General features: G+C 64.8%; 24 protein-coding genes. 8 read left to right on the top strand and 16 right to left on the bottom strand.

Going from position 1 to position 23197, the window contains the following annotated elements; genetic code table 11:
• Positions 1-137 precede the first annotated feature (137 nt).
• Entirely contained in the window at positions 138-1247 is a 1110-nt protein-coding gene (locus tag C4S73_RS05720) for a glycosyltransferase family 4 protein (protein ID WP_103871848.1), read from the top strand.
• 10 nt (positions 1248-1257) lie between these two features.
• On the opposite strand, the gene C4S73_RS05715 is transcribed toward C4S73_RS05720, so the two are convergent.
• The 3 genes from C4S73_RS05715 to C4S73_RS27850 form a co-directional block, all read right to left on the bottom strand.
• Positions 1258-2190 (bottom strand): glycosyltransferase family 2 protein, encoded by a 933-nt coding sequence (locus C4S73_RS05715; protein ID WP_244595451.1) that lies wholly within the window; start codon positions 2188-2190, stop codon positions 1258-1260.
• A 3-nt stretch (positions 2191-2193) separates the two neighbouring features.
• Entirely contained in the window at positions 2194-3603 is a 1410-nt protein-coding gene (locus C4S73_RS05710; protein ID WP_103871511.1) for a hypothetical protein, read from the bottom strand.
• Between the two features lie 129 nt (positions 3604-3732).
• The gene (locus C4S73_RS27850) at positions 3733-3936 is read right to left on the bottom strand and encodes a hypothetical protein (RefSeq protein ID WP_146071285.1); all 204 of its coding nucleotides are present in this window, start codon (positions 3934-3936) and stop codon (positions 3733-3735) included.
• A 358-nt stretch (positions 3937-4294) separates the two neighbouring features.
• Between C4S73_RS27850 and parE the strand changes: the two genes are divergently transcribed.
• The 3 genes from parE to C4S73_RS05695 all read left to right on the top strand — a co-directional run bounded on the left by parE (position 4295) and on the right by C4S73_RS05695 (position 7853).
• Positions 4295-6379, top strand: a complete 2085-nt coding sequence (gene parE / locus C4S73_RS05705) for a DNA topoisomerase IV subunit B (protein WP_103871510.1) — start codon at positions 4295-4297, stop codon at positions 6377-6379.
• A 207-nt stretch (positions 6380-6586) separates the two neighbouring features.
• Positions 6587-7474 carry a LysR family transcriptional regulator gene (locus tag C4S73_RS05700; protein ID WP_160115678.1) on the top strand — a complete coding sequence of 296 codons (888 nt, stop codon included), beginning with the start codon at positions 6587-6589 and terminating at the stop codon, positions 7472-7474.
• Positions 7475-7592: 118 nt separating this feature from the next.
• Complete coding sequence (locus C4S73_RS05695) at positions 7593-7853, top strand: hypothetical protein (protein ID WP_103871508.1); 261 nt, start codon at positions 7593-7595, stop codon at positions 7851-7853.
• A gap of 2 nt (positions 7854-7855) precedes the next feature.
• Here the strand turns inward: C4S73_RS05695 and C4S73_RS05690 are convergent, their stop codons facing one another.
• Positions 7856-8551 carry an alpha/beta fold hydrolase gene (locus C4S73_RS05690; RefSeq protein ID WP_103871507.1) on the bottom strand — a complete coding sequence of 232 codons (696 nt, stop codon included), beginning with the start codon at positions 8549-8551 and terminating at the stop codon, positions 7856-7858.
• A 163-nt stretch (positions 8552-8714) separates the two neighbouring features.
• On the opposite strand from C4S73_RS05690, the gene C4S73_RS05685 reads away from it, so the two are divergent.
• Together C4S73_RS05685 and C4S73_RS05680 are read left to right on the top strand one after the other, a co-directional pair.
• Positions 8715-10259, top strand: coding sequence for a DEAD/DEAH box helicase (locus C4S73_RS05685; RefSeq protein WP_103871506.1), 1545 nt, complete (start codon positions 8715-8717; stop codon positions 10257-10259).
• 185 nt (positions 10260-10444) lie between these two features.
• A complete protein-coding gene (locus C4S73_RS05680) occupies positions 10445-11503 on the top strand; it encodes a GGDEF domain-containing protein (protein WP_160115677.1) in 1059 nt (352 codons plus the stop codon).
• Here C4S73_RS05680 and C4S73_RS28135 read toward each other — a convergent pair.
• On the bottom strand, positions 11487-11825 hold the full coding sequence (locus C4S73_RS28135) for a TfoX/Sxy family protein (protein ID WP_160115676.1): 339 nt from the start codon (positions 11823-11825) through the stop codon (positions 11487-11489). The two genes, C4S73_RS05680 and C4S73_RS28135, sit on opposite strands and share 17 nt — an antisense overlap.
• 22 nt (positions 11826-11847) lie before the next feature.
• Positions 11848-12237, bottom strand: a complete 390-nt coding sequence (locus C4S73_RS05670; protein ID WP_103871503.1) for a HesB/IscA family protein — start codon at positions 12235-12237, stop codon at positions 11848-11850.
• A gap of 193 nt (positions 12238-12430) precedes the next feature.
• Between C4S73_RS05670 and C4S73_RS05665 the strand changes: the two genes are divergently transcribed.
• Both C4S73_RS05665 and C4S73_RS05660 read left to right on the top strand, forming a co-directional pair.
• Positions 12431-13504 (top strand): malate/lactate/ureidoglycolate dehydrogenase, encoded by a 1074-nt coding sequence (locus C4S73_RS05665; protein WP_103871502.1) that lies wholly within the window; start codon positions 12431-12433, stop codon positions 13502-13504.
• 15 nt (positions 13505-13519) lie between these two features.
• Positions 13520-13882 carry an MmcQ/YjbR family DNA-binding protein gene (locus tag C4S73_RS05660; protein WP_103871501.1) on the top strand — a complete coding sequence of 121 codons (363 nt, stop codon included), beginning with the start codon at positions 13520-13522 and terminating at the stop codon, positions 13880-13882.
• Between the two features lie 12 nt (positions 13883-13894).
• On the opposite strand, the gene C4S73_RS05655 is transcribed toward C4S73_RS05660, so the two are convergent.
• The 10 genes from C4S73_RS05655 to C4S73_RS05610 form a co-directional block, all read right to left on the bottom strand.
• Complete coding sequence (locus C4S73_RS05655) at positions 13895-14782, bottom strand: PhzF family phenazine biosynthesis protein (RefSeq protein ID WP_103871500.1); 888 nt, start codon at positions 14780-14782, stop codon at positions 13895-13897.
• A gap of 131 nt (positions 14783-14913) precedes the next feature.
• Entirely contained in the window at positions 14914-15294 is a 381-nt protein-coding gene (locus tag C4S73_RS05650) for a RidA family protein (RefSeq protein WP_103871499.1), read from the bottom strand.
• Between the two features lie 38 nt (positions 15295-15332).
• Positions 15333-16235 carry a protein-L-isoaspartate O-methyltransferase family protein gene (locus C4S73_RS05645; protein WP_103871498.1) on the bottom strand — a complete coding sequence of 301 codons (903 nt, stop codon included), beginning with the start codon at positions 16233-16235 and terminating at the stop codon, positions 15333-15335.
• Between the two features lie 28 nt (positions 16236-16263).
• Complete coding sequence (locus tag C4S73_RS05640; RefSeq protein WP_425290321.1) at positions 16264-16602, bottom strand: SUF system Fe-S cluster assembly protein; 339 nt, start codon at positions 16600-16602, stop codon at positions 16264-16266.
• Between the two features lie 59 nt (positions 16603-16661).
• Positions 16662-17900 carry a cysteine desulfurase gene (locus C4S73_RS05635; RefSeq protein WP_103871497.1) on the bottom strand — a complete coding sequence of 413 codons (1239 nt, stop codon included), beginning with the start codon at positions 17898-17900 and terminating at the stop codon, positions 16662-16664.
• 4 nt (positions 17901-17904) lie between these two features.
• The gene (locus tag C4S73_RS05630; RefSeq protein ID WP_092165436.1) at positions 17905-18108 is read right to left on the bottom strand and encodes a tautomerase family protein; all 204 of its coding nucleotides are present in this window, start codon (positions 18106-18108) and stop codon (positions 17905-17907) included.
• Positions 18108-19457, bottom strand: coding sequence for a SufB/SufD family protein (locus tag C4S73_RS05625; protein WP_103871496.1), 1350 nt, complete (start codon positions 19455-19457; stop codon positions 18108-18110). Before C4S73_RS05625 ends, C4S73_RS05630 begins: the two co-directional genes overlap by 1 nt.
• A complete protein-coding gene (gene sufC / locus C4S73_RS05620; protein ID WP_103871495.1) occupies positions 19457-20209 on the bottom strand; it encodes a Fe-S cluster assembly ATPase SufC in 753 nt (250 codons plus the stop codon). The genes C4S73_RS05625 and sufC overlap by 1 nt, the downstream gene beginning before the upstream one ends.
• Before the next feature lie 109 nt (positions 20210-20318).
• Positions 20319-21791, bottom strand: coding sequence for a Fe-S cluster assembly protein SufB (gene sufB / locus C4S73_RS05615; RefSeq protein ID WP_103871494.1), 1473 nt, complete (start codon positions 21789-21791; stop codon positions 20319-20321).
• A gap of 63 nt (positions 21792-21854) precedes the next feature.
• Positions 21855-23060: a cysteine desulfurase family protein gene (locus tag C4S73_RS05610; protein ID WP_103871493.1), complete on the bottom strand. Its 1206-nt coding sequence runs from the start codon at positions 23058-23060 to the stop codon at positions 21855-21857.
• Positions 23061-23197 lie beyond the last annotated feature (137 nt).

Here is a 23197-nt window from a genome sequence, read left to right as displayed (position 1 = left end):
CCTGACAAACCGGGGCAGCGATGCCCCGGTTTTTTTGTCTCCGCCGAACGAGCGGCAATCCGAGGCCGTAAACGCGGCTTTCACGAGATCTGGACCATGGTCCGCGCGTGCATGCGACAGTCGAAGGCGCGAGGCCCGTGAAGAGCATTTCCATCAACGGGCGCTTCCTGGCGCAGCCGCTGACCGGGGTTCAGCGTTTTGCGCGAGAACTGACGCAGGCGCTGGACACCAGGATTTCCAATGGCGACGTGCCCGAAAACCTTCGCGGCGTCGCGTGGCGGCTGATAGCGCCGGATGAGGCAAAAGCCGACATTGCCCTCAAATCCATCCGGCTCGAACGTGTCGGCTCCGGACACGGCCATCTCTGGGAGCAAACGACACTCGCGGCGAAAACATGGCGCGACCTGCTCGTCGGCTTCGGCGGCAGCGGTCCGTTGCTGCATCCCGATCAGCTTACCGTCATCCATGATGCCACGATCTTTCGCCATCCGGAGTCGTTCAGCCGCTCATACCGTCTGTTCCATACCCTGCTGGGGGCAGTGCTGACGCGTACGGCCCGGATCGCGACCGTGTCGCAGTTCTCGCGGCAGGAACTGAGCAGCATCTTTCGTGTGCCAGGTGACGGGATCGCCGTGATCTACAATGCCACGGACCATTTCGCCGGCCTCACGCCGGATGACGGCATTCTGGAAAGGTTGAAGCTCTCGGGCGGGGATTTCTTCCTTCTCGTGGGCACGCTGAAGCCCAACAAGAACATCGATTTCGCGATCCGCGCTTTCGAGGCTCTGAACGCGCCCGGCCAAAAGCTGGTCGTCGTCGGAGGAATCCATGCGAACGTCTTCAAGGGCGGTGATTACAGCTCACGTGACAACCTGATCTTCCCCGGCCGCCTGTCGGACGCGGAGGTCGCGGCGCTGGAGCGGCATGCGACAGCCTTCATCTTTCCCAGCCTCTATGAAGGCTTCGGCATTCCGCCACTCGAAGCCATGTCGCAGGGCTGCCCGGTGCTGGCATCCGACATTCCTCCGGTGCGGGAGGCCTGCGGTGAGGGAGCGCTCTATTTCGATCCGACGAAATCCGAGACTCTCGAACGTCAGATGAAAGCCGTGCTCGATGATCCCGGCCTGCGCGAGCGCCTGGTCGCAGGCGGCTTCGTAAACGCCGCGCGCTTCTCCTGGGCCAAGAGTGCCGACGCGCTTCTGCAGGTTTTGGCGCAGATGCATTCCCACCCCGACCGGGCAGCCTGACCGACGACGATCAATCCAGTGTCAGGATCCGCTGCGGGGACAGCCTGCCGCGCAGCATTTCCCATAAGGCGATGCAATTGCCCTTCAGGCGCCCTCGCCTGTCGACCATGCCCGCCGGCCTCAGGCTTCCGATCAGATTGGCGGCAAGGTTCCCCAGCATGAGCCTGAGCGCCCAGAGCGGGCCGACAGTGCCCTTGCGCAGCAGATAGAGCGGGTTGGCGACCTGCGAATATCCGAAGCGCAAGCCGGAGGTCCGCCCGCGCTTGTGGCCGAGATGAACGCCACGCAAGGCCGGGCTATGGACGATGCGGCCCTGCGAAGCGAGCCGGCGGCAGAAATCGACATCCTCCTGCCAGCCATAAAGCGGCATGATCTCGTCGAAGCGGGTGCGCTCCGCGGCGATTGCCGCCATGCGAAACACCATGTTGCAGCCATAGGCGTTGAAGGCGGGCCGCATTGCGAGCCCTGCCCCTCCGCCATCGGCAGCCAGAATCGCTCTGGCCTCATCGAAACCAATGCCCGGCCCATGGATACCATCGGCAACGACCTCGCCCGTCGCCACGACGATGTCCGGATTTTCCTCAAACAGCCGCTCGACCTCAGCGAGGAAATTCGCGGCAGGAACATAGTCATCGTCGAAGAAGACGACGATGTCAGCCGCCCCGCAAACATCCAGAATGGCGTTTCTCTGCGCGCAGGAACCACGCGTGCCCATCACGATCTCGGCTGATACGGCAAGGCTGCGCGCATGATCCGGGTCGATATCCTCGGGGCCAGCAGGACTGACGATGACGGCATCGGGTAGCCGTGCCTGCAGCATCAGATGGTCGAGCGTCTGCGAAAGCACCTCGCGACGCCCTGCTGTGGCGATGCCCACGACGATCCTCAACCGGGGCTGCTCACCTGCATCGGTCAAGACCACGATGTCACTGTCGTGTTCCATGGTTCAGGTCGAGACCGGTTGCGTCGCCAGCTGCTGGCGGTTTTGCCTGTAGAGACCATAGAGCGACATCAGGCCAAACAGGCCCGCGCCGCCAACCCCGATCGCCAGGGAGGCGTAGCTGTTGTCGCTTGGCATGCCGAACGCCATGGCCGGGACGATCATGCTGGCCAGTGCCGCCAGGACAGGCCGCCATGGCAGGTCGAACGGCAGGGAACGCAGGACCCACAACCCGGAAAGCGTCGCCAGTGCGGCGCCGAATGCCCCCCCGATCATGATCGCCGTATCCGAAATGCCCAGCGCCTTCACGGCAATCAGTGCGAACAGGTTCAGCAGCAGGCAGTCGATCGCCGCCAGCAGCGCAATCGACGTCAAATGACGTCGGAGATGCGCAGGGGTCGGCAGCAAAGTCTGGATGAGCGCGCGAAGCAGCGAGATCGCGACGAGGAAGGGCGCGGTGCGCAGGAATGCGGCCTGGAGATCGGCAGCGATCACAAGAGCCGCAACCGGACGCAGCAGCGCGATGATCCCCGCGGCCGTCATCAGCGAGAAACTCGCCAGCAGCGCATAGTACTGACCGAGCTCGCGCCGCAGTTCCGGCCCCGAGCCGCCGCGATCGAAGAGCGAGACGACATCGGGATAGCGGATCGCCTGCAAGGCGGAGACGATCAGGACAAAGGGCCGTTGCAGCAGGTCGAGCGCCAGCATCGCGCCCGCTGCACCCTGCGCGCCAAGGAGTGTCGTCAGGATGGCCTTCAGCCCCAGCGGCGCCAGCATGCCGGCGACCGACGCGCTCGCGGAAACCCCGCCATAGACCAGATGCTTGCGGACCACTGCGCGCTCCCATGTCGCGGCTGGAACGGCGGGCCCGCGCGGGACCGCGAGCGCTACGCAGATATAGATCAGATATCCCGCCAGAGAGCCCGAAGCGGTCCAGACGAAGCCGTGCCCAATCACGGCCCCCGCCAGTGTCCCGCCTGCCACAGCCGTCGCGCGCGAGCCCTGAAGCCAGGAGAAGACATGAAACTCCTGGCGAAAGCGCAGCATGGTCAGGTGCAGTTCGCTGCCACCCTGAGCGATAGCGACCAGCCCACCCACCAGCGCAACGACCGGCGACACGCCGAGACCAATGCAGGCCAGCGCCGCCAGCAGGCAGAGCCCGGAGCAAATGGCGAATTCGACGCGCATCGTGCCGCGCTCGACAGCTTCGCTGTCGGCGCTTTGGCCGGGATAGAAGCGGCTGCAGGCGAAGCGGATCCATTCGAAGCAGGCAATCGCGCCGAACTGGGTCATGGAAATGAACAGCGAATAGGCCGCGTAGTCAGCCGGCAGCAGCAGATGGGAGACAAGTATCAGCAGGCCGAACGCCAGCCCGGCCTGATAGAAATAAGCCCCCATGGCCGCGATCTTGATCATCGACGGACGCGCGCCCGCCTTGTCGCGAAATCAGAATCACAGATGACGCCGCGCATCGACAAGACCCTCCGCATCCCTGCGTAGGTCACAAAGGTTGATATTTCGCGGATGCGACGGGTGCGTGGAGGATCAGCGCAGGCTCAGCGCCACGAGGCCCGCCGTGGCAGCAAGCGCCGCCGCCAGCCACCAGAGCCAACGCGAGGACTGAAGTCCGGCAAACGGCATTCCGGGCAGCGGCGCGAGATCTTCATGGCCGAAGGATTCGCCGGCAAGTCGAGCCGCCCGTTCCAGGCCCGCCAATCTGATTCCAGGTACTGATTGACGCGACGCCACGGTAGCCTCCCCTGCCTCGGATCATAGCTGATTGCGGTCATCCGCCAAGCCTAAGATCCGCCTGTTCATTCTCGATCGGTGTGGTTAACGCGACCTGAACGCTGCGGGTTCCCAAGCCGCAATCTGGCAGATTTGCATGAAGCCGCGATGACACCTCGCCTACTGCACGCTGAGCGCTTGACGGCCGCATTGCGTGTCCCATCTGTTGTCGAACCGGCACGCCCGGAACCAACACGATGAAGGCACAGACTGCCGCATTTTTCTTCCGGATAATCGCGACTATAAGGAGCCGCGAAAGCGCAGGGTTGACGTATCTGCGCTAGAGTTGGCAGTTGCGAATCAGAGGCTCTCGGACACGATGGCGGAGAACGGCGATCTTTTCGGCGCGGAGCCGGACCGGCCAGCAAAGGCCAGTCCCGAGCCGGAGACGCGCGCGCCCGTACCGGCCGCGTCCGCCAAGCCGTCCCCCGCTGCCAGCACGCCTCGCAACGGCACTTTGTCCGAGGCTGGCTACACCGCGTCGGCCATCGAAGTGCTCGAAGGCCTGGAGCCGGTGCGGCGTCGGCCGGGCATGTATATCGGCGGCACGGATGAGCGCGCCCTGCATCACCTCTTCGCCGAGGTGATCGACAACGCCATGGACGAGGCGGTCGCAGGCCATGCCAGCTTCATCGATGTCGAAGTACTGGAGGACGGCTCGATCGCGGTGACCGATAATGGTCGCGGCATTCCGATCGATCCACATCCGAAATTTCCGGACAAGTCGGCCCTCGAAGTCATCATGACGACGCTGCATGCCGGCGGAAAATTTGACTCGAAAGCCTATGAGACCTCCGGCGGTCTGCACGGCGTCGGCGTCTCCGTCGTCAACGCTCTCTCCGACAGGCTTGAGGTCGAGGTTGCGCGCGGGCAGATGCTGTACCGCCAGACCTTCTCGCGTGGCCTGCCGCAGGGGCCGCTGGAAACGGTGGGCCGCGTCGCCAACCGGCGCGGCACGCGCGTGCGCTTTCATCCCGACGCACAGATCTTTGGCGAGGGCGCACATTTCGTGCCCGCGCGCCTGTTCCGTATGGCGCGCTCGAAGGCCTATCTGTTCGGCGGCGTCGAAATCCGCTGGCGCTGCGCGCCTTCGCTGCTGCAGCCCGAGGGCGATGTCGCGGCCGAGGCCGTGTTCCGCTTTCCCGGCGGCTTGCGCGACTATCTCGGCCGCGAGATCGAGGGCAAGGATCTCGTCGCCGAACCGATCTTTTCCGGCAAGATCACCAAGGATGGCGGCCACGGCTCGCTCGAATGGGCGATAGCCTGGCTCGCGACGGGCGAGGACGGCTTCTCCTCCTCCTATTGCAACACGATCCCGACGCCTGAAGGCGGCACTCACGAGCAGGGCCTGCGCATCGCGCTGCTGCGGGGCCTGCGCGATCACGCCGAGCGCATCGGCCAGTCCAAGCGGATGGCGCAGGTGTCGTCCGACGATGTGATGGCGACCTGCGCGGCAATGTTGTCGGTCTTCATTCGCGAACCGGAATTCCAAGGCCAGACCAAGGACAAGCTGGCGACGCTCGAGGCCTCCCGCATCGTCGAGAACGCCGTCCGCGACGCATTCGACCACTGGCTTGCCGCCGCCCCCCAGCAGGCTCTGCGCCTGCTCGACTGGTCCGTCGACCGCGCCGAGGAACGTCTGCGCCGCCGGCTCGACAAGGAGGTCTCGCGCAAGACCGCGACGCGCAAGCTGCGCCTCCCCGGCAAGCTCGCCGATTGCAGCAATGCAGGCGCGGCCGGCTCCGAACTCTTCATCGTCGAGGGCGATTCGGCCGGCGGCTCGGCCAAACAGGCGCGCAACCGCAAAAGCCAGGCGATCCTGCCCTTGCGCGGAAAGATCCTGAACGTCGCCAACGCCACCCGCGAAAAACTCAACGCCAATCAGCAGCTTGCCGATCTGATCCTTGCCCTGGGTTGCGGCATCGGCCTTCAGTTCCGCGAGGACGACCTCCGCTACGAGAAGGTCATCGTGATGACCGACGCCGATGTCGACGGCGCTCATATCGCCTCGCTGCTGGTGACCTTCTTCTGGCGCCAGATGCCGCGCCTGATCGAGAAGGGCCATCTCTATCTCGCAGTGCCGCCGCTCTACCGGCTCCAGCACGGCGGCAAGAGCGTTTATGCGCGCAATGACGCCCATAAGGACGAGCTGATCGCCAGCGTGTTCAAAGGCAAGAAGCCGGAGATCAGCCGCTTCAAGGGCCTTGGCGAAATGATGCCGGCGCAGCTCAAGGAAACCACCATGGACCCGGCCAAGCGCATCCTGCTCAAGGTCATGGTCGAGCACGAGGCGCGCGACGAGACCTCCGATACGGTCGAGCGCCTGATGGGCAACAAGCCCGAGGCGCGGTTCCTGTTCATCCAGGAGCGGGCCGCCTTTGCCGGCGAACTGATCGACCTGTGACGCCGGAGCCCGGCATTGCTGCGGGGCTGGGCGTCAATCTTGCCGGGCTGCAGGCGCGGTCGGTGGCAGGCAAGCTGCGGGCATGTCGAACAAGCCCTGCAAACGAAGCGAAGATGCCCGCAAATCCCGCTGCGATCCCAGCCCCGACACCCGGTCGCTGATCACATGGGGCAGCCTGCTCCCGCTCCATCTGGACGCAGCCGCGATATGGCAGCGTCCGATTGGGACGATATCCGGATCTTCCACGCCATCGCCGTCAGCGGGTCGCTTGCCTTGGCAGCGACGCAACTCGGCCTGAGCGAAGCGACGATCGCTCGCCGGCTCAAGACCTTCGAACGCGAACTCGGCCTGCTGCTGTTCCAACGCGGCGCCAATCGCCTGATCCCGACGCCGGCGGGCGCTGAACTGGCTCGGGACGCCGATCAGGTCGCTGCGGCCGTGCAGCGCTTCGCCGCTAGGGCCAAGGCAGCGCGTCCACTCGTCGATGCTCCCGTCAGGATCACGGCCACGACCTCGATCAGCCTGTTCCTGACCATGAATGCGACCACGATCTCGGCAGCGGCCGGCGGCATCGAGATCGTCATCCTCAGCACGCGGGACCGGCTGGACCTTGCGCGCGGCGATGCCGACATCGCCCTGAGGATGAGCAAGGCGCCCGTCGAACCCGGCTATTTCGGCCAGAAGGTCGGGCGGCTCGCGCAGGCACTCTATGTCCGCCGCGACGTCGACCCTGCGGTGGCCCCGATCATTTCCGCTACGCCGGGCGGGACCTCGCGGATGCGGAACCATATTCTGGCCTGGGCGCAGGGTCGCCCGATTGCGGCTCGCGTCGGTGACGCCGCAGCTCGTTATGAAAGCGTCCGCACCGCTGGCGCGGTCTCGATGGTGCCCTGCTTCCTCGGCGATGCAGACCCGCTTCTCATCCGCCTGGAATCACCCCCTGCCGGAACCGCCGACGAGATCTTCCTGGTTTCGCATGAGGTCTCACGGCAGAGGGCGGCAGTCGTTGCCGTACTCACCGCGCTAAGAAAGCTCTTCCGCGACAACCGCGGCAAGCTCGATGGCCTGCCTCACCAACCCGATCTGGAAGCATAGCCGCCACACTGCTTAAAATGCAGCGCATCGCGACAAGGTTTCACTAACCGACCTTTTACCGCTGCGGGCGCATCATCGCATTTGGGCGCTGCTGGCGCCCCGCGATACGGAGAGCGCCATGCGCCTGATCGAACTGTTCTGGAAGAATGAGCGCGGCACGATGGTCGCCGATGTCGCCAAGGCCGGCGCGGCCATCGCCTTCCTTTCGGTCATCGCCGCCAACTTCGTTTCGAGCCAGACGGAGCATCTCGATAGGGAACGCATGAGCCAGGTCGCGTTGGCGGCGGCCAAGCGCCAGCAGATCGATCCGCTGGTCACGGGCTCGATCCGCAAGACAGCCAACGAGACGCGCCTCGACCCTTGCGTCGTGCCGCGTTGAAGTCAGCCGAGCCAGCCTAGCAGCTGACGCGTCGCCGCTTCCGGCGCCTCCAGCGTCGAGAGATGGCCGCTGCCCGGCAATACCGCCAGCTTGGCGCTCGTCCCTATTCCCTGAGCGATTTCCTGCGCTTCCGCGGGCGGGGTGATCAGATCCTCTTCGCCGACCATTACGAGCGTCGGAATTGCGATCCCCGACAGGTCGGGCCGCGAGTCCGGTCGCCCCATGATGGCGCGCTGCTGGCGCACGAAACCATCTGCCCCGATCTCGTCGGCCATCTGGCGTACAAGCAACCGCAACGGCTCGTCGGTCAGGCGTGATGGCGCCACCAGCCTTTGCCACAACAGGGTCGTGACGTTGTCGAAGGCGCCCTTTTGCGCCAGCGCGATCATCTGCTCGCGCGGCGCATTCGTCTCCGGCGTGGCCGGCTTCGCGCTGGTGTCGAGAAGGGCGAGCCGCGTCACGCGCTGCGGCGCCTGCCTGATCACCTCGAAGGCGACATAGCCGCCCATCGACAGGCCGCAAAGCGCAAAACGCTCCGGCGCATTGGCAAGCAATCGCCCGGCAATCGCAGCAAGCGTTGCGTCGGAAGCATGGTCGGCGACCATTATCTGGCGGCCCGTAGCGAGTGCTGGCCATTGCTGAGCATAGAGGCCGGCATTGCAGCTCAGGCCGGGGATCAAGACAAGCGGTTCGGTCATCGCGCGGGAATCATCCTTACGGCTTCAGATTATTGACTTTGCCGTGCTTTTTCTGCATTGCACACGGGTCCGAAGGCGCGCTGGAAAGAGAAGTCGCGCCACCGTCGCGGTTGAGTAGGTCATCCCGCTACGAGTAACCGACCCTGAAGAAGCGCAACATTCGATGTCATTTGCCGAACTCGGCCTGAGCGACAAGGTTCTGACTGCGGTCACGACCGCAGGCTATACCACGCCTACCCCCATCCAGGCACAAGCTATTCCCCATGTGCTGGCGCGCCGCGACGTTCTTGGCATTGCCCAGACCGGCACGGGAAAAACCGCCGCCTTCACCCTGCCGATGCTGACCATTCTCGAGAATGGCCGCGCGCGGGCGCGCATGCCGCGCACCCTCATCCTCGAGCCCACCCGCGAGCTCGCGGCGCAGGTCGAGGAGAACTTCACGCGCTATGGCGTCAACCAGAAGCTCTCGGTGGCCCTCCTGATCGGCGGCGTTTCCTTCGGCGATCAGGATGCCAAGATCACGCGCGGCGTCGATGTGCTGATCGCGACGCCCGGCCGCCTGCTCGACCATGTCGAGCGTGGCAAGCTGCTTTTGACCGGCGTCGAGCTCCTCGTCATCGACGAGGCCGACCGCATGCTCGACATGGGCTTCATCCCGGACATCGAGCGCGTCTGCAAGCTTGTGCCCTTCACCCGGCAGACCCTGTTCTTCACCGCGACGATGCCGCCCGAGATCACGCGCATCAGCGAGCAGTTCCTGCACAATCCGGTGCGTATCGAAGCGTCGCGCCCGGCAACAGCCGCAACCACGATCACCCAGCGCCTCATCGCCTCCAACGGCCAGGACTTCGAGAAGCGCGAGACGCTGCGAAAGCTCCTGAAGGGCGCGACCGAGCTGAAGAACGCCATCGTCTTCTGCAACCGCAAGCGCGATGTCGCAACGCTGCACAAATCCTTGCAGAAGCACGGCTTCCCTGCCGTCGCGCTGCATGGCGACATGGACCAGTACGCCCGCATGGCGGCGCTCGAATCCTTCCGGACCGGCGAAAACCCGATCCTCGTCGCGAGCGATGTCGCAGCCCGCGGCCTCGACATCCCGGCCGTCAGCCATGTCTTCAATTACGATGTGCCGACCCATGCCGAGGATTACGTCCACCGCATCGGACGCACCGGCCGCGCCGGACGCGAAGGCGCCTCCTTCACCATCGTGACCCGTCATGACGAGAAGCTCGTGACAGCGATCGAAAAACTGACCGGCCAGCCCATCACCTGGGAAGGCCCCGGGCTCGACGGGTTGCCCCCGGGCGAGCCTCGCGACGAGCGTCGCGGCCGGCGTGACGACAAGCGCCCCGCACGCGGTGGCGGCCGTGCCCGCCCCGAACGCGGCCCTCGCGCCGAGGTCGAGACGACACCTCGGCCGATCCGGGTCGAGCGCCCCGCCTCCGACGAGGAAGCCGCCCCTCGCCGCCGTCGTCCCGATGCGGACGGTCCGACCAAGACCAAGATTCGTGGCGAGGCCGCGCCTGCTGCACAGGCCGCCAAGCCTGAGCGGGCCCCCGAGCCGCGTTCCGCGAAGCCCGAGCGCACCAGTGATTCGCGTGGCCCCAGGCCAGAGCCGCGCCGCCGCGACGATGATGACGGACCGTCGGTCAAAGGTCTCGGCGATCACGTGCCCGCTTTTCTGCTGCGTCCGGTCCGCGCAAACTAACCTTACGGCATCAACCGCATTTTAACTTGCGTCATGCATGATCAGATCGTTACTGCAATAGTCATTGCAGTGACGATCGGGCGCATGCCGCCGTTGATACGGACAGGATGTCCCGCTTCGATTAACAATCGAAGCTGTCGTGGCCGAAAGCCATGCACCGGCTTCGTATCCGGATTGTCGGTGGCATGAACGACCAGGCCCAGGTTCCGCCCCAGCCGCACGAGATCGCGGAGCGCGTCGTCGCTGCCATGCGACAGCATGGCTCCCCAAGCTATCCGCGCGCCTTCGAGGTCTGGTACGCCCATCTCAGCGGCGAGATTCCCGCGGTCAGCATGGCGATGACAGGTATTCTTGCTGATGGAGAGGGCAAGATAACCGCAGCCGACATCGACAATCTCTACGAGCGCTTCATCGGCACCGAGCGGCTCTCACGCCAGGCGGAGCGCACCAGCCTGCAGGTATTGGGAGAAATCGACGGGCTGATGGATCTCGTCGACAAGGCGCTCGGGTCGAGCGAACTCTATCACGGCCGCCTTACGGCGATGTCCGAGGACGTCCCGCCGCCAACCGACAGGCAGAAGCTGCGAGAGTGGGTCGAGGCACTCGTGCTGTCGACCCGTGAAGAGGTCACGCGCAAGGCACAGCTTGAGAACGCTCTGCGGAACAGCTCCAACGAGATCCGCAACCTGCGCGAAGCGCTGGAATCGACCCGCGCCGAGGCGCTGACGGATTCCCTGACCGGCCTTGCAAACCGCCGTCACTTCGAGGAAATGCTGCAGAAATCGATCGATCAGGCGACATTGCGGCGCGAGCCTTTTGCCCTCGTCATGGCCGATATCGACTTCTTCAAGAAATTCAACGACGCCCATGGCCATCTCACAGGCGATCAGGTGCTGCGCCTCGTCGCCCGCACCATGAAGGACAAGTTCAAGGACAAGGCGGTGATCACCCGCTTCGGCGGCGAGGAATTCGCGATCATCCTGCCGGAAGCCGACCTGGTCGCCGGGAAATTCGGGGCCGAGACCGTGCGTCAGGCCCTTCTGACGCGCGAGCTGATCAAGCGCTCCACCAATGAGAATCTCGGCCGCATCACCATTTCGCTGGGAGTGGCCACCTATCACAGGGGCGATACCTCGGGCTCACTGGTGGACCGGGCCGATCAGGCGCTGATGCAGGCCAAGCGCGACGGGCGCAATCGCACCGTCACCGAGGATGCGCTGGAGACTATCAGCCGCGTCGCCTGACCTTGGCGCTTGCCCGCTCGCGCGCAGCCTGCAGCGCAAGCTCGACCCAATGTCTGAGGACGTCGGGGTCGTCGAGCGCCGCTTCGGGCAGCTTCCAGTAGCCGAGATCGCGCGGCTGGCTGCGCTGGCGGTAGACGAACGGCTCGCTGCCAGCCTCGACGAAGCGCTGCCGGGTCGCATCGCTGGTCTTGAGGTAGATCTCTCCGCCGGCCTGAATGGCGAAGATCAGATCGCCGTCATAGATGCCGTGCCCGCCGAAAAGGCGCGTGACGCGGACGGGCAGGACATCGGCAAAGATCTCGCGGATTGTGTCCGCGTCCACCGGGATATGCTCCAGGAAGTGCTCAGTGAGCGGCCAACGCGGGTTCGGCGCGCGGCTTGATCTCGACCGACTCGCCGCAGCCGCAGGCCGAAACCTGATTGGGATTGTTGAAGACGAAGGTCGAGGAAAAGCGATCGCTCTTGAAATCCAGCTGGGTGCCGAGCAGGAACAGCACCGCCTTGGCATCGACGATCACGGTCGCATCCTTCTCGGTCACGACCTCGTCACCCTTGTTGGTCTCGCGTGCGACCTCGAAGGTGTATTCCATGCCGGCGCAGCCGCCCTTCTTCACGCCGACGCGCAGGCCAAGCGCGGGCGCGGCATCACCTGCCGCTTGCGCCATGATCTCGCGAATGCGGGAAGCCGCAGCATCGGTGAGCGAAACGACCTTCAGGCCGGGAATCGAAAACATCTTTGTCCCTCCTCGACCGGGTTCAAGGCCCGGTGAAGCAAGATTGCAGAGATCAACATAAGGATTGGTGAGCGAAACGTCGAGATGCCAGCAGGCACAACGGCTCCTTCATCGCACGCATTGCGCGATGATGCCGCACATGCACTGTGGGGAGCCTCCCTTGGCGTAGCGCCCTTCTCAATGGCCGGACAGCATGACCTACCGCCTGCATCGCCCCGATACGCTCCGCACGCTCGTGCACGACATGGTCACCCGAGCCGGCTGGACCGAGGCCGAGGCGCAGGAAACCGCGCATCATTTGGTTCTCGCCAACCTCAGCGGGCATGACAGCCATGGCGTCGGCATGTTGCCGCTCTATTTCCAGTCGCTCGCCGACGGAAACCTGAAGCCCGACTCGCGCCCCAAGGCGCGGCTGGATGCGGCCCCCTTCCTGATCATCGATGCGCAGGTCGCGCTCGGCCAGCCGGCAGGGCGCAATGCCGTGGAGCAGGCGGCCGTCATGGCGAAAGCGGGGGGCGTCGCCATTCTCAATCTTCTCGACGCCCATCATATCGGCCGGATCGGCCACTATGCCGAAATCGCTGCCCAGGCCGGGCTGATCTCACTGTTCTGGGTGAACGTGGCCGGCCGTCCGCCTATCGTTGCGCCCTACGCTGCCAAACAGGCCCGCTTCGGCACCAATCCGCATGCCATCGGCATTCCCGTGCCGGGTAACGACCCGATCATCCTCGATTTCGCGACCAGCCGCATGGCGCATGGCAAGGCCCGCGTCGCACTCAACAAGGGCGTCCCGGTTCCTCCCGGCTACATCATCGATGGCGAGGGCCGCCCCACCACGGACCCTTCCCATGTCTTCCAGCATGCCATTCCCGGCTTGCCGCTGGGCGCCTTGCTGCCCTTCGGCGATCACAAGGGCGCCGGCCTGTCCCTGATCGCCGAGCTTTTGTCGGCCGGGTTGATGGGAGCCGCCCGTATCGACCAGAAGCCGCAGAGGAGCTGGATCATCAACTCGCTCTTCGGCGTGCTGATCGATCCTGCCCGGCTGGAGCCCGACGAGGCGCTGCGCAAAAGCCGAATCGAGAGCTATCTGGCCTTCGTGCGCGCTGCAAAGCCCCAGGACGAAGCCAATCCCGTGCTCGCACCGGGCGACAAGGAGCGCGCGGTCCGGATCGAGCGGGGCGAGAGCGGCATTCCCCTGGATGATGAAACCTGGTCGCAGATCAAGGCGGCAGCGGCGCGCTTCGGCATCGACGCCGAGCGCTACTGAGAGCCTGAAATCTCCATGAATCCGGATAATTACAACGCGTTCTGCGCGTCGCTTGAAGCGACGAGCCATGTCGTGCAGTGGGGCGGCGCCCATGTCTGGAAGGTCGGCGGCAAGGTCTTTGCCATTGCAGGCTGGAGTTCGGGCGAGCGATTGGCCGTGACCTTCAAATGCTCCGAGATCGCTTTCGACATCCTCAAGGAGCAGCCGGGATTGCGGCCCGCGCCCTATCTGGCCTCGCGCGGCATGAGCTGGATTCAGCGTCAGACCGACGAGAGCATGTCGGACGCGGTGCTCAAGGACTATCTGCGCGAGAGCCATCGCCTCGTGGCGCGGAAGCTGCCGAAGCGCCTGCGCGTCGAACTTGGCATGGATGCCTAAAATTCTGGACGCCTAAAGCTCCACCTGCCCCCTGAACATCGGCACGCACCCGCCGCCGACGCGGGAGCGGATACCATCCGTACCGCGCTGCGCCGTCACCTTGAGCAGGCTCGGGCGCCCCATCTCGACCCCTTGCTTGATCGTGAAGGCGGCACGGTCGCCCCCATCCAGCGAGAGCAGCAATGCACCCAGCGCGGCGCTGGCGCTGCCGGTGGCAGGGTCTTCCCAGGTCCCGGCAAGAGGCGCGAACATGCGCGCCCTGATCTCCTTGCCATCGCGCGCATAGAGGAAGAGGGAAAGCCGCCTGTTCAGCTCGGCATGACCAGCCTCCAGCTTGCGGAAGGCGGAGATATCAGGCGACGCGCCGGTGAGCGCCTCGGCGCGTGTCTCGGCCAGGACGAATTTCACGCCGACGGAAGCCTGCACCGGCTGATGGTTGGCGGTCACGATATCCCCCAGCGCCAGGCCGGCACAGGCGGCGATCGCATCAGCCGCCAGTTCAAGATCAAGCGCGAGGGGCTGGGGAGCGGCGATGGTCGCGCTGACGACGTCGCCGGCTGCATCGCGCTCGACGTCGATTGTGACCAGCCCGGCCAGCTGCTCGAAGCGCAGGACACCGCCACGGTCCCGGCCATGCCGCGCCAGCACGCAGGCCGTGCCGACATTGGGATGGCCGGCGAAAGGCATCTCGGCCGTTCGATGGAAGATGCGTACCCGCGCATCATTGGCAGGGTCGGCAGGCGGCAGCACGAAGGTCGTCTCGCTATAGTTCATCTCGGCTGCGAGCGCCTGCATCTGGGCATCCGACAGGCCGCGCGCATCGGTGAAGACCGCAAGCGGGTTGCCGCCGAACTGCCGGTCGGTGAAGACGTCGACGGTCTCGTAGGGGAAGACTGGCATGGCGGCTCCTGCCGAGGCTGAGCGAGTGAATCCTCAGTCCCTCATGCCACCAAACCGCCGCTCCAGAAAATGAACAACAGGAATGCAACTCATCACACGCGCCACCGCGCCGAGCGCCATCGAGCCGCGCGTCAGGCGACGGCGACCGCCTCGATCTCCAGAAGCCAGCGTTCATCGAAAATTCCGGCGATGACGACCGTCGACGCCACCAGATGGCCCCCGAGCACCTCCTGGCGAATTTGCCGGTTCTCCAGCCCGAAACGCCGATCGGACAGGAAGATCGTGACCTTGACCAGATCAGTCACGCTCATATCCGCGGCAGCAAGTTGCGCCATCACATTGTGCCAGGCCAGACGGCACTGCGCGGCAAAGCCCTCCGGGCACCGGCCGTTCGCATCGACCGGAATCTGCCCGCTGACATAGAGCGTCCTGGCCACTCCCGTGACCTCGAGCGCGCGGGCATAGCCGATGGCGGGAGGGGCATCTTCAGCGTTGATTGCGCGTCTTCGCATTGGACCTCTCCCACATCCGACCAGCCAGCTTAGCCGCTTCAATACTCGGACCGGACTGGAACTTCGTCATAGCTCAGGCACCAACCCTCGCCACGCAACCAGCAGCGTTCGGAAGGTGCGCCCTCGCCCCGCTGCAGGCTGCGCACCGATTCAGCTCCTTCGCTCTCGAACGCCGCAGCGAGCGCCGCCTGCTCGCCCTCGGAACCAGCGAGCACGCCCTCCGCGCTGACGAAGGAGGGCTCGCCCAGCCAGGATGCCGCGAACCCGTCCGCACGGCGCTCGACAAGGAAGCCCGCACCCACCAATCCGCGCCGGTTGCGCCTTCCGCTCCGGGAAGACGGCAAGCCAAGCGGAAAGATCAATCGCCCGCCCGGCAGGAGTTGGTCGAGCCAGAACGGGCTCAGCCGCACGACGGCAAAATTGACATAGATGCAATCGGCCGGTTCGCGCGGCCATTCAGCCCCGTCGCCTCGAATGACGGTGACATTGGTCATATCAGCCAGGTTGGCTGCAGCCCGTTCGGCCAGCACAGGGTCGTACTCGACCGCGGCGACATGGCCGCCGGGACCGACGAGCTGCGCCAGGATCGCGCTGTAGTAGCCGGTTCCCGCTCCAATATGGACGATGCGCTCGCCCTCGCGCGGGTCGAGCGCATTCAGCCAGAGCGCATGCAGCGAAGGGCTGCCATTGTTGATGCCGCGCTCCGGCGCCAGCGCGATCAGCACATCCTGATAGAGAACAGCCGGATCGTCGGAAGCCAGAGCGGCATAGCGCCGACGCCCTTGCGAAAGTTGCCAGGGCGGTTCTCCGACAAAACGCTCGCGCGGGATCGTGGCGAAGGCGTCCTGCAGGCGGCGATTGCCTTCGACACCGACAAGCGCCAGCATCTGCCGGGCGTAGGCCCGTCTGACGACGGCTAGTTGCTGCTCGTCAAAGCGCATGCAGCGCCGCGCGGCCCGCTAGCCGCGCTCACCACATATCGAGCGCGACCCTGGCCTCGTCGGACATGCGCGACTGGTCCCAGGGTGGATCGAAGGTCATGTTGACGGTGACCGAGGCCACGCCCGGGACGGTGCCGACGGCGTTCTCGACCCAGCCGGGCATCTCGCCGGCAACGGGACAGCCCGGCGCCGTCAGCGTCATGTCGATCGAGACCTGGCGGTCATCGGCGATATCGACGCGGTAGATCAGCCCGAGCTCGTAGATGTCGGACGGAATTTCGGGATCGTAGACCGTCTTCAGCGCCGCGACGATGTCGTCCGTCAGCCGGTCGATCTCCTCCGGCGGCAGCGAGGAGCTTGCCCCCATGGTGGGCGCATTCGGCTTGAGGTCTTCGGCAATGCTGTCGGTCATGGCGGTCATTCCACTCAGGCGAACAGGCTTTCGGCCTTTCGCAGGGCTTCGACGAGCTTATCGACCTCCTCCAGCGTATTGTAGAGGCCGAAGGAAGCCCGGCAGGTCGATGTCACCCCATATCGTGCCAAAAGCGGCATGGCGCAATGGGTACCGGCGCGGACGGCGACGCCAGCACGGTCGATCACTGTCGCGACGTCATGGGCATGGGCGCCCTTCATCTCGAAGGCGATGATCGCGCCCTTGTCCTTCGCCTTGCCGAAGATGCGGATCGAATTCATCTCGCCGAGCCGTGCCATGGCGTACTCGCCGAGCTTGGCTTCATGCGCGGCGATGTTCTCGCGGCCGAGCGCCATCATGTAATCCAGCGCGGCTCCAAGCCCCACGGCCTCGACGATCGCCGGCGTGCCGGCCTCGAAACGATGCGGCGGGTCGTTATAGGTGACCGTATCCTCGCTGACGGTGACGATCATCTCGCCGCCGCCTTCGTAAGGCGGCAGCTTCTCCAGCCATTCGCGCTTGCCCCAGAGCACGCCGGAGCCGGTCGGGCCATAGGTCTTGTGGCCGGTGAAGCAGTAGAAATCGCAACCCAGCGCCTGTACGTCGACCGGCAGATGCACCGCGCCCTGACTGCCGTCTACGACCAGCGGAATGCCATAGGAGCGGCAGATCGCCGCGACGTCGGCGATCGGAACGATCGTACCGAACGCGTTCGACATATGGGTCAGCGCCACGACTTTGGTGCGAGGCGTGATCAGCTTCTCGAATTCATCGAGCAGGAAATTGCCGTCCTCGTCGATCGGCGCCCATTTGATCACCGCGCCGTGCCGCTCGCGCCAGTAATGCCAGGGGACGATGTTGGAATGGTGTTCCAGGATGGAGAGGATGATCTCGTCCCCCTCCTGAAGCCTGAGATGGCGCCCAAGCGAGGAGGCGACGGTGTTGAGCGAACCGGTCGAGGAGCGCGTGAAGACGATCTCCTCGAGATGCGCCGCATTGAGGAAGCGGCGGGCGCTTTCGCGTGCCGCTTCATAGGCTTCCGTCGAAGCGTTGGCGAGATAGTGCAAACCGCGATGGACGTTGGAATAGTCCTCGCGCATCAGCTTGGTCATCGCCTCGATCACGACCTCGGGCTTCTGCGCCGAGGCCGCGTTGTCGAGATAGACCAGCTTCTTGCCGTAGACTTCCCGGCCGAGGATCGCGAAATCCTTGCGGATCTCCTCGACATCATAGGGCTTCGTCATCGCGTTCATGGCTTCAAGCCTTTCCGGGCTCGCGTGGCTTGTCGACAAGCGCGCCGGCATGGCCCCAGTTCTCGCGTTCGATCTCCTGGATCACGATATGGGTATTCGCCGGGTTCTTGCCGAGCACGCGGACCAGCGTGTCGGTGAATTCCTTGACGATCTCCGCCTTCTGTTCGCGGGTCGCACCCTTGGTGATCTGGAGATTGATGTAGGGCATCAGATCGTGCTCACCACGGAAGACGCCTCGCGCTCGGAGAGCCAGGCCTCGACTTCGCTCATCACCAGCTCGCGCAGGCTCTCATCCACGATGAACTCGACGGCAGTGCCGGCGAAGGCCTGCAGCACCAGCGCCTCGGCCTGTGGACGCGGCAGGCCGCGCGCCATCAGGTAGAAGAGCTGCTCGCCGTCGATCTGCGCCACCGTCGCGCCATGGCCGCAGACCACGTCGTCGGCGAAGATTTCCAGCTCCGGCTTGTTGAACATGCTCGCGCCGTCATCGAGCAGCAGCGCATTGCTCGTCATGCCGCCATCGGTCTTCTGCGCATGCGGGCGCACGATGACCTTGCCCTGGAAGACGCCTGTGCCTTCGCCGCCAATGATGGTCTTGAACAGCTCGCGGCTGGTGCCGTGCGGCACGGCATGGTCGACGACCAGCGTGACGTCGGAATGCTCCTGGCCACCGAGCAGGTTGACACCGCGCAAACCGACTTCGGTATGCTCGCCGGCATAGCGCACGAAATGCTGCTGGCGCAGCGTGGCCGCCTTGCAGACCAGCGCGAAGGACTCGAACTTGGCATGCGCGCCCACCGTCGCGAGCGTGCTGAGCACCTGCACGGTGCCAGCCACGTGGCCTGTCACGATCCGCACATGCTGCACATCGCTCTCGTCGCCGTTCTCGAAGACGATGGCGCCGTTGATCTGCGAGGCCACTGAGCCGACGCCTTCGCTGATCTCGACGATGGTGGCCTTCACGCCCTTGGCGGCGCGCACGACCGAACGATGGAAGATCGCGCGTTCATCCTCGCCCGAGGCGAGCGAGACGATGGCGATCGGCGCATCAAGCTCGGTACCCTCCGCGATCTCGATGAATACGCCATCGCGCATCAGCGCGGTGTTCAGCATCAGGCCGGTATCGCTATCGGCAACGCTGGGACCCGACAGGATGCTGGTCAGATCCTCCCGCGTCGAGACGAGCGCCTCGGTCAGCGGCTGGATCGTGACGCCTTCGGGCAATCCTTCGAGCGTCGAGAGATCGGCGGCGAAGATGCCATCGACCAGCACGAGCCGAACGCCTTCGAGCTTCAGCGCGGCAAGCCGCGCCTGCACGGCCGGCGTGACATTGGCGGTGTCGGCCAGCGGGCGTGCCTCGCGCAGCAGCGCGCGCAGGTCGGTATAGCGCCAGGATTCGAGCCGGCGATGCGGCAGGCCCTTGGCCTCGAACCCGGCGAACGCGTCCTCGCGGAGCTTGCGCACCGATGGCGCGCCTGGCAGTTCAGCCTTCACATTGGCGAACTGCGTGCCGAGAACCTGCTCGGCAGCCGTCTTGAGCGGAGTGACGATGGCCATCACGCCGCCTCCGCATAACCGGCATAGCCGTTCTTCTCGAGTTCCAGCGCCAGTTCCTTGCCGCCGGACTTCACGATGCGGCCCTTCGACATCACGTGCACGGTGTCCGGCACGATATGGTCGAGCAGGCGCTGATAGTGCGTGATGACGAGGAAGCCGCGGTTCTTGTCGCGCAGCGCGTTGACGCCCTCCGAGACGATCCGCAGCGCATCGATGTCGAGGCCGGAATCGGTTTCGTCGAGGATGCACATCGACGGCGACAGCAGAGCCATCTGCAGGATTTCCATGCGCTTCTTCTCGCCACCGGAGAAGCCGACATTGAGCGGCCGGCGCAGCATGGCGCGGTCGATGCTCAGGGCGTCCGCTGCGGCGTTGACGCGCTTGATGAAGTCCGGCGTCAGCAGTTCGGCCTCGCCGCGCGCCTTGCGCTGCGCGTTCATCGCCGCCTTCAGGAAGGTCATGGTGGCCACGCCGGGGATCTCCAGCGGGTACTGGAAGGCGAGGAAGATGCCCGCAGCGGCGCGTGCGTCGGCCTCCATCTCCAGCAAATTCTCGCCGTTGAGCAGGATTTCACCGTCGAGGACCTCATAATCCTCCTTGCCGGCGATGACATAGCTCAGCGTCGACTTGCCGGAGCCGTTGGGCCCCATGATCGCGGCGACTTCGCCGGCGTTGACGGTGAGGTTCAGGCCATTGAGGATCTGCTTGTCCTCATCGGCGATTTTTACAACCAGATTGCGAATTTCGAGCATCTTCAGAGTTCCATTCTGCAGGAGATGGTCGGGTCTGGCCCGACCATGACGCGCCGGGTCCCGGCGTCATTCCCGGGCATGACCCGAGCATCTCGGAAACGATCGGGCGTCAGCCCACGGAGCCTTCAAGCGAGATCGTGATCAGCTTCTGCGCCTCGACCGCGAACTCCATCGGGAGTTGCTGCAGCACCTCCTTGACGAAGCCGTTGACGATCAGCGCCACCGCCTCCTCCTCGGAGAGGCCGCGCTGCTGGCAATAGAACAGCTGGTCCTCGCCGATCTTCGAGGTCGTCGCCTCGTGTTCGAACACGGCGGTCGCGGTCTTGGCCTCGATATAGGGGATGGTGTGCGCGCCGCACTGGTCGCCGATCAGCAACGAGTCGCAGTTGGTGAAGTTGCGCGCGCCAGTCGCCTTGCGATGGGCCGAGACCATGCCGCGATAGGTCGAGTCGGATTTTCCGGCCGCGATGCCCTTGGCGATGATTTTGGAGGTCGTGTTCTTGCCGAGATGCAGCATCTTGGTGCCGCTATCGACCTGTTGTGCGCCGGTCGAGACCGCGATCGAGTAAAACTCGCCGCGCGAACCGTCGCCCCGCAGGATGCAGGACGGGTACTTCCAGGTGATCGCCGAGCCGGTCTCGACCTGCGTCCACGAGATCTTCGAGTTCTTGCCGCGGCAATCGCCGCGCTTGGTCACGAAATTGTAGATGCCGCCCTTGCCCTCGGCATCGCCGGGATACCAGTTCTGCACGGTCGAGTACTTGATCTCGGCATCATCCAGCGCGATCAGCTCGACGACCGCCGCATGCAGCTGGTTCTCGTCGCGCTTGGGCGCGGTGCAGCCTTCGAGATAGCTCACATAGGAGCCCTCATCGGCAATGATCAGCGTGCGCTCGAACTGGCCGGTATTCTGCTCGTTGATGCGGAAATAGGTCGACAGCTCCATCGGGCAGCGCACGCCCTTGGGAATGTAGACGAAGGAGCCGTCGGTGAAGACGGCGCAGTTCAGCGTCGCGAAGTAGTTGTCGGTCACCGGCACCACGGTGGCGAGGTACTTCCGCACCAGCTCGGGATGTTCCTGGATCGCGTCCGAGATCGAGCAGAAGATCACGCCGGCCTCGGCCAGCTCCTTCTTGAAGGTCGTGACGACGGAGACGGAATCGAACACCGCATCGACGGCGACCCGGTTTTCCGGCGCGACACCGGCCAGGATTTCCTGCTCGCGCAGCGGGATGCCGAGCTTCTTATAGGTCTCCAGGATCGCCGGGTCGATCTCGTCGAGAGACTTCGGCGAGGCGCCGCTCTTGGGCGCCGCGTAGTAGTAGATGTCCTGATAGTTGATCGGCGGGTAGTTGACCCGCGACCAGTTCGGCTCGGTCATGGTCTTCCAGCGACGGAAGGCGTCAAGCCGCCATTCGAGCATCCATTCCGGCTCGTTCTTGCGCGCCGAGATGTAGCGCACGGTATCCTCGGTCAAACCCTTGGCGGGTTTGTCCATCTCGATTTCGGTGACGAAGCCGTATTTGTACTCGGTCACGTCAATCGACTTGACCTGATCGATGGTCTCCTGGACCGCTGCCATTGCCTACTCTCCAGTCGCGGGTTCAAGGCCCGCCGGTTCTCTGCATAATCGTCGCGGGACGCTTCAGGCTGCTGCCTTGGTGTCCCGGACGGGGTTCGTGGCCAGTGCCTTCGCATAGGCCCCGAGGAAATGATCGATGTCCGCCTCGCAGGTGGTCCATCCAAGCGACGCCCGCAAGGCCCCTGCGCTCATGGCGGGGTCTACTCCCATGGCGTCCAGCACATGCGAACGCTTGACCTTGCCCGACGAGCAGGCCGAGCCGGAGGACAATGCGGCGCCCGCCAGATCGAGCATGATCAGGGCCGTCTCCGCCTTGAGACCCGGCGTCGCGAAGGCGCTGGTGTTAGGCAAGCGCACAGCCGAGCGGCCGAATACCGCCGTGGCCGGCGACAAGTCGGCAAGCCCAGCCTCGAGACGATCGCGCAAGGCACCAAGCCGCACGGCCTCCCCAGCCAGCGCCTTGCCAGCAAGATCCGCCGCAACGCCGAGGCCGACGATGCCCGGCAGGTTCTCGGTGCCGGCGCGCCAGCCGCGTTCCTGGCCGCCGCCACGCATCGGCTTGTCGCTGAGTTCGAGCGCGCCCGTGCGAAACACGATTGCGCCGACGCCCTTCGGTCCACCGAACTTATGCGCAGACAATGTCAGAACATCGACGCCCAGCGCATTGATATCGATCGCGATCTTGCCCGCCGCCTGGACGGCGTCGCTATGCGAAAGCGCTCCGTACCGCCTCGCGATGGCCGCAAGCTCGGCGACCGGCTGAATCACGCCGGTCTCGTTATTGGCGAGATGGAGCGAGACCAGAGCCCGCGCTCCCGGGTTTTCCTGCGCGAACCGCTCCAGCCGCGCTTCGAGCCAAACGAGATCGGCACGCCCTTCGGAATCGACGGGAAGCGCTTCGGCCATGCTTGCCGGGAAGCGATGCCCGTCGCGCACGCAGGCATGCTCGGTGGCGCCATAAATCAGTAGCGAGGCGGGAACCCGCACGCAGTCGCGGCCGCCATCGCAATCCATAAGGCCCGGTGAAAGCAGCGTCGCATTGGCCTCGGTACCGCCGCTGGTGAAGACGACATGGCCCGGCCTGGCCCCGCACAGTGCAGCCACCTGTTCGCGCGCCCGCTCGATGGCCGCGCGCGCCGCCCTGCCCTCGCCATGCACGGAAGACGGGTTGCCCGGCATCATGAGCGCGCGCGCCATCGCCTCGGCGACCTCCGGCCGAACCGGCGTGGTCGCGTTGTGGTCGAGATAGGCGCGTATCGGCGCGGTCACGATCTCAAAAGCTCCAATCCTGCATTGTGCGAGACGGCCGGCACGAAATGCTTGAAATTGCACCCATGCACCGTGCTATAGCCGCCCGTCCAAACCGGCCGGAACCGGGATGACGGCAGCGCCAATCTGGCGATCTA

The sequence above is a fragment of the Allobosea lathyri genome, from assembly GCF_900108245.1.
GTDB lineage: Bacteria > Pseudomonadota > Alphaproteobacteria > Rhizobiales > Beijerinckiaceae > Allobosea > Allobosea lathyri.
Note: the sequence above shows the minus strand (reverse complement) of the source record. Positions and strands in the feature narration are given on the sequence as shown.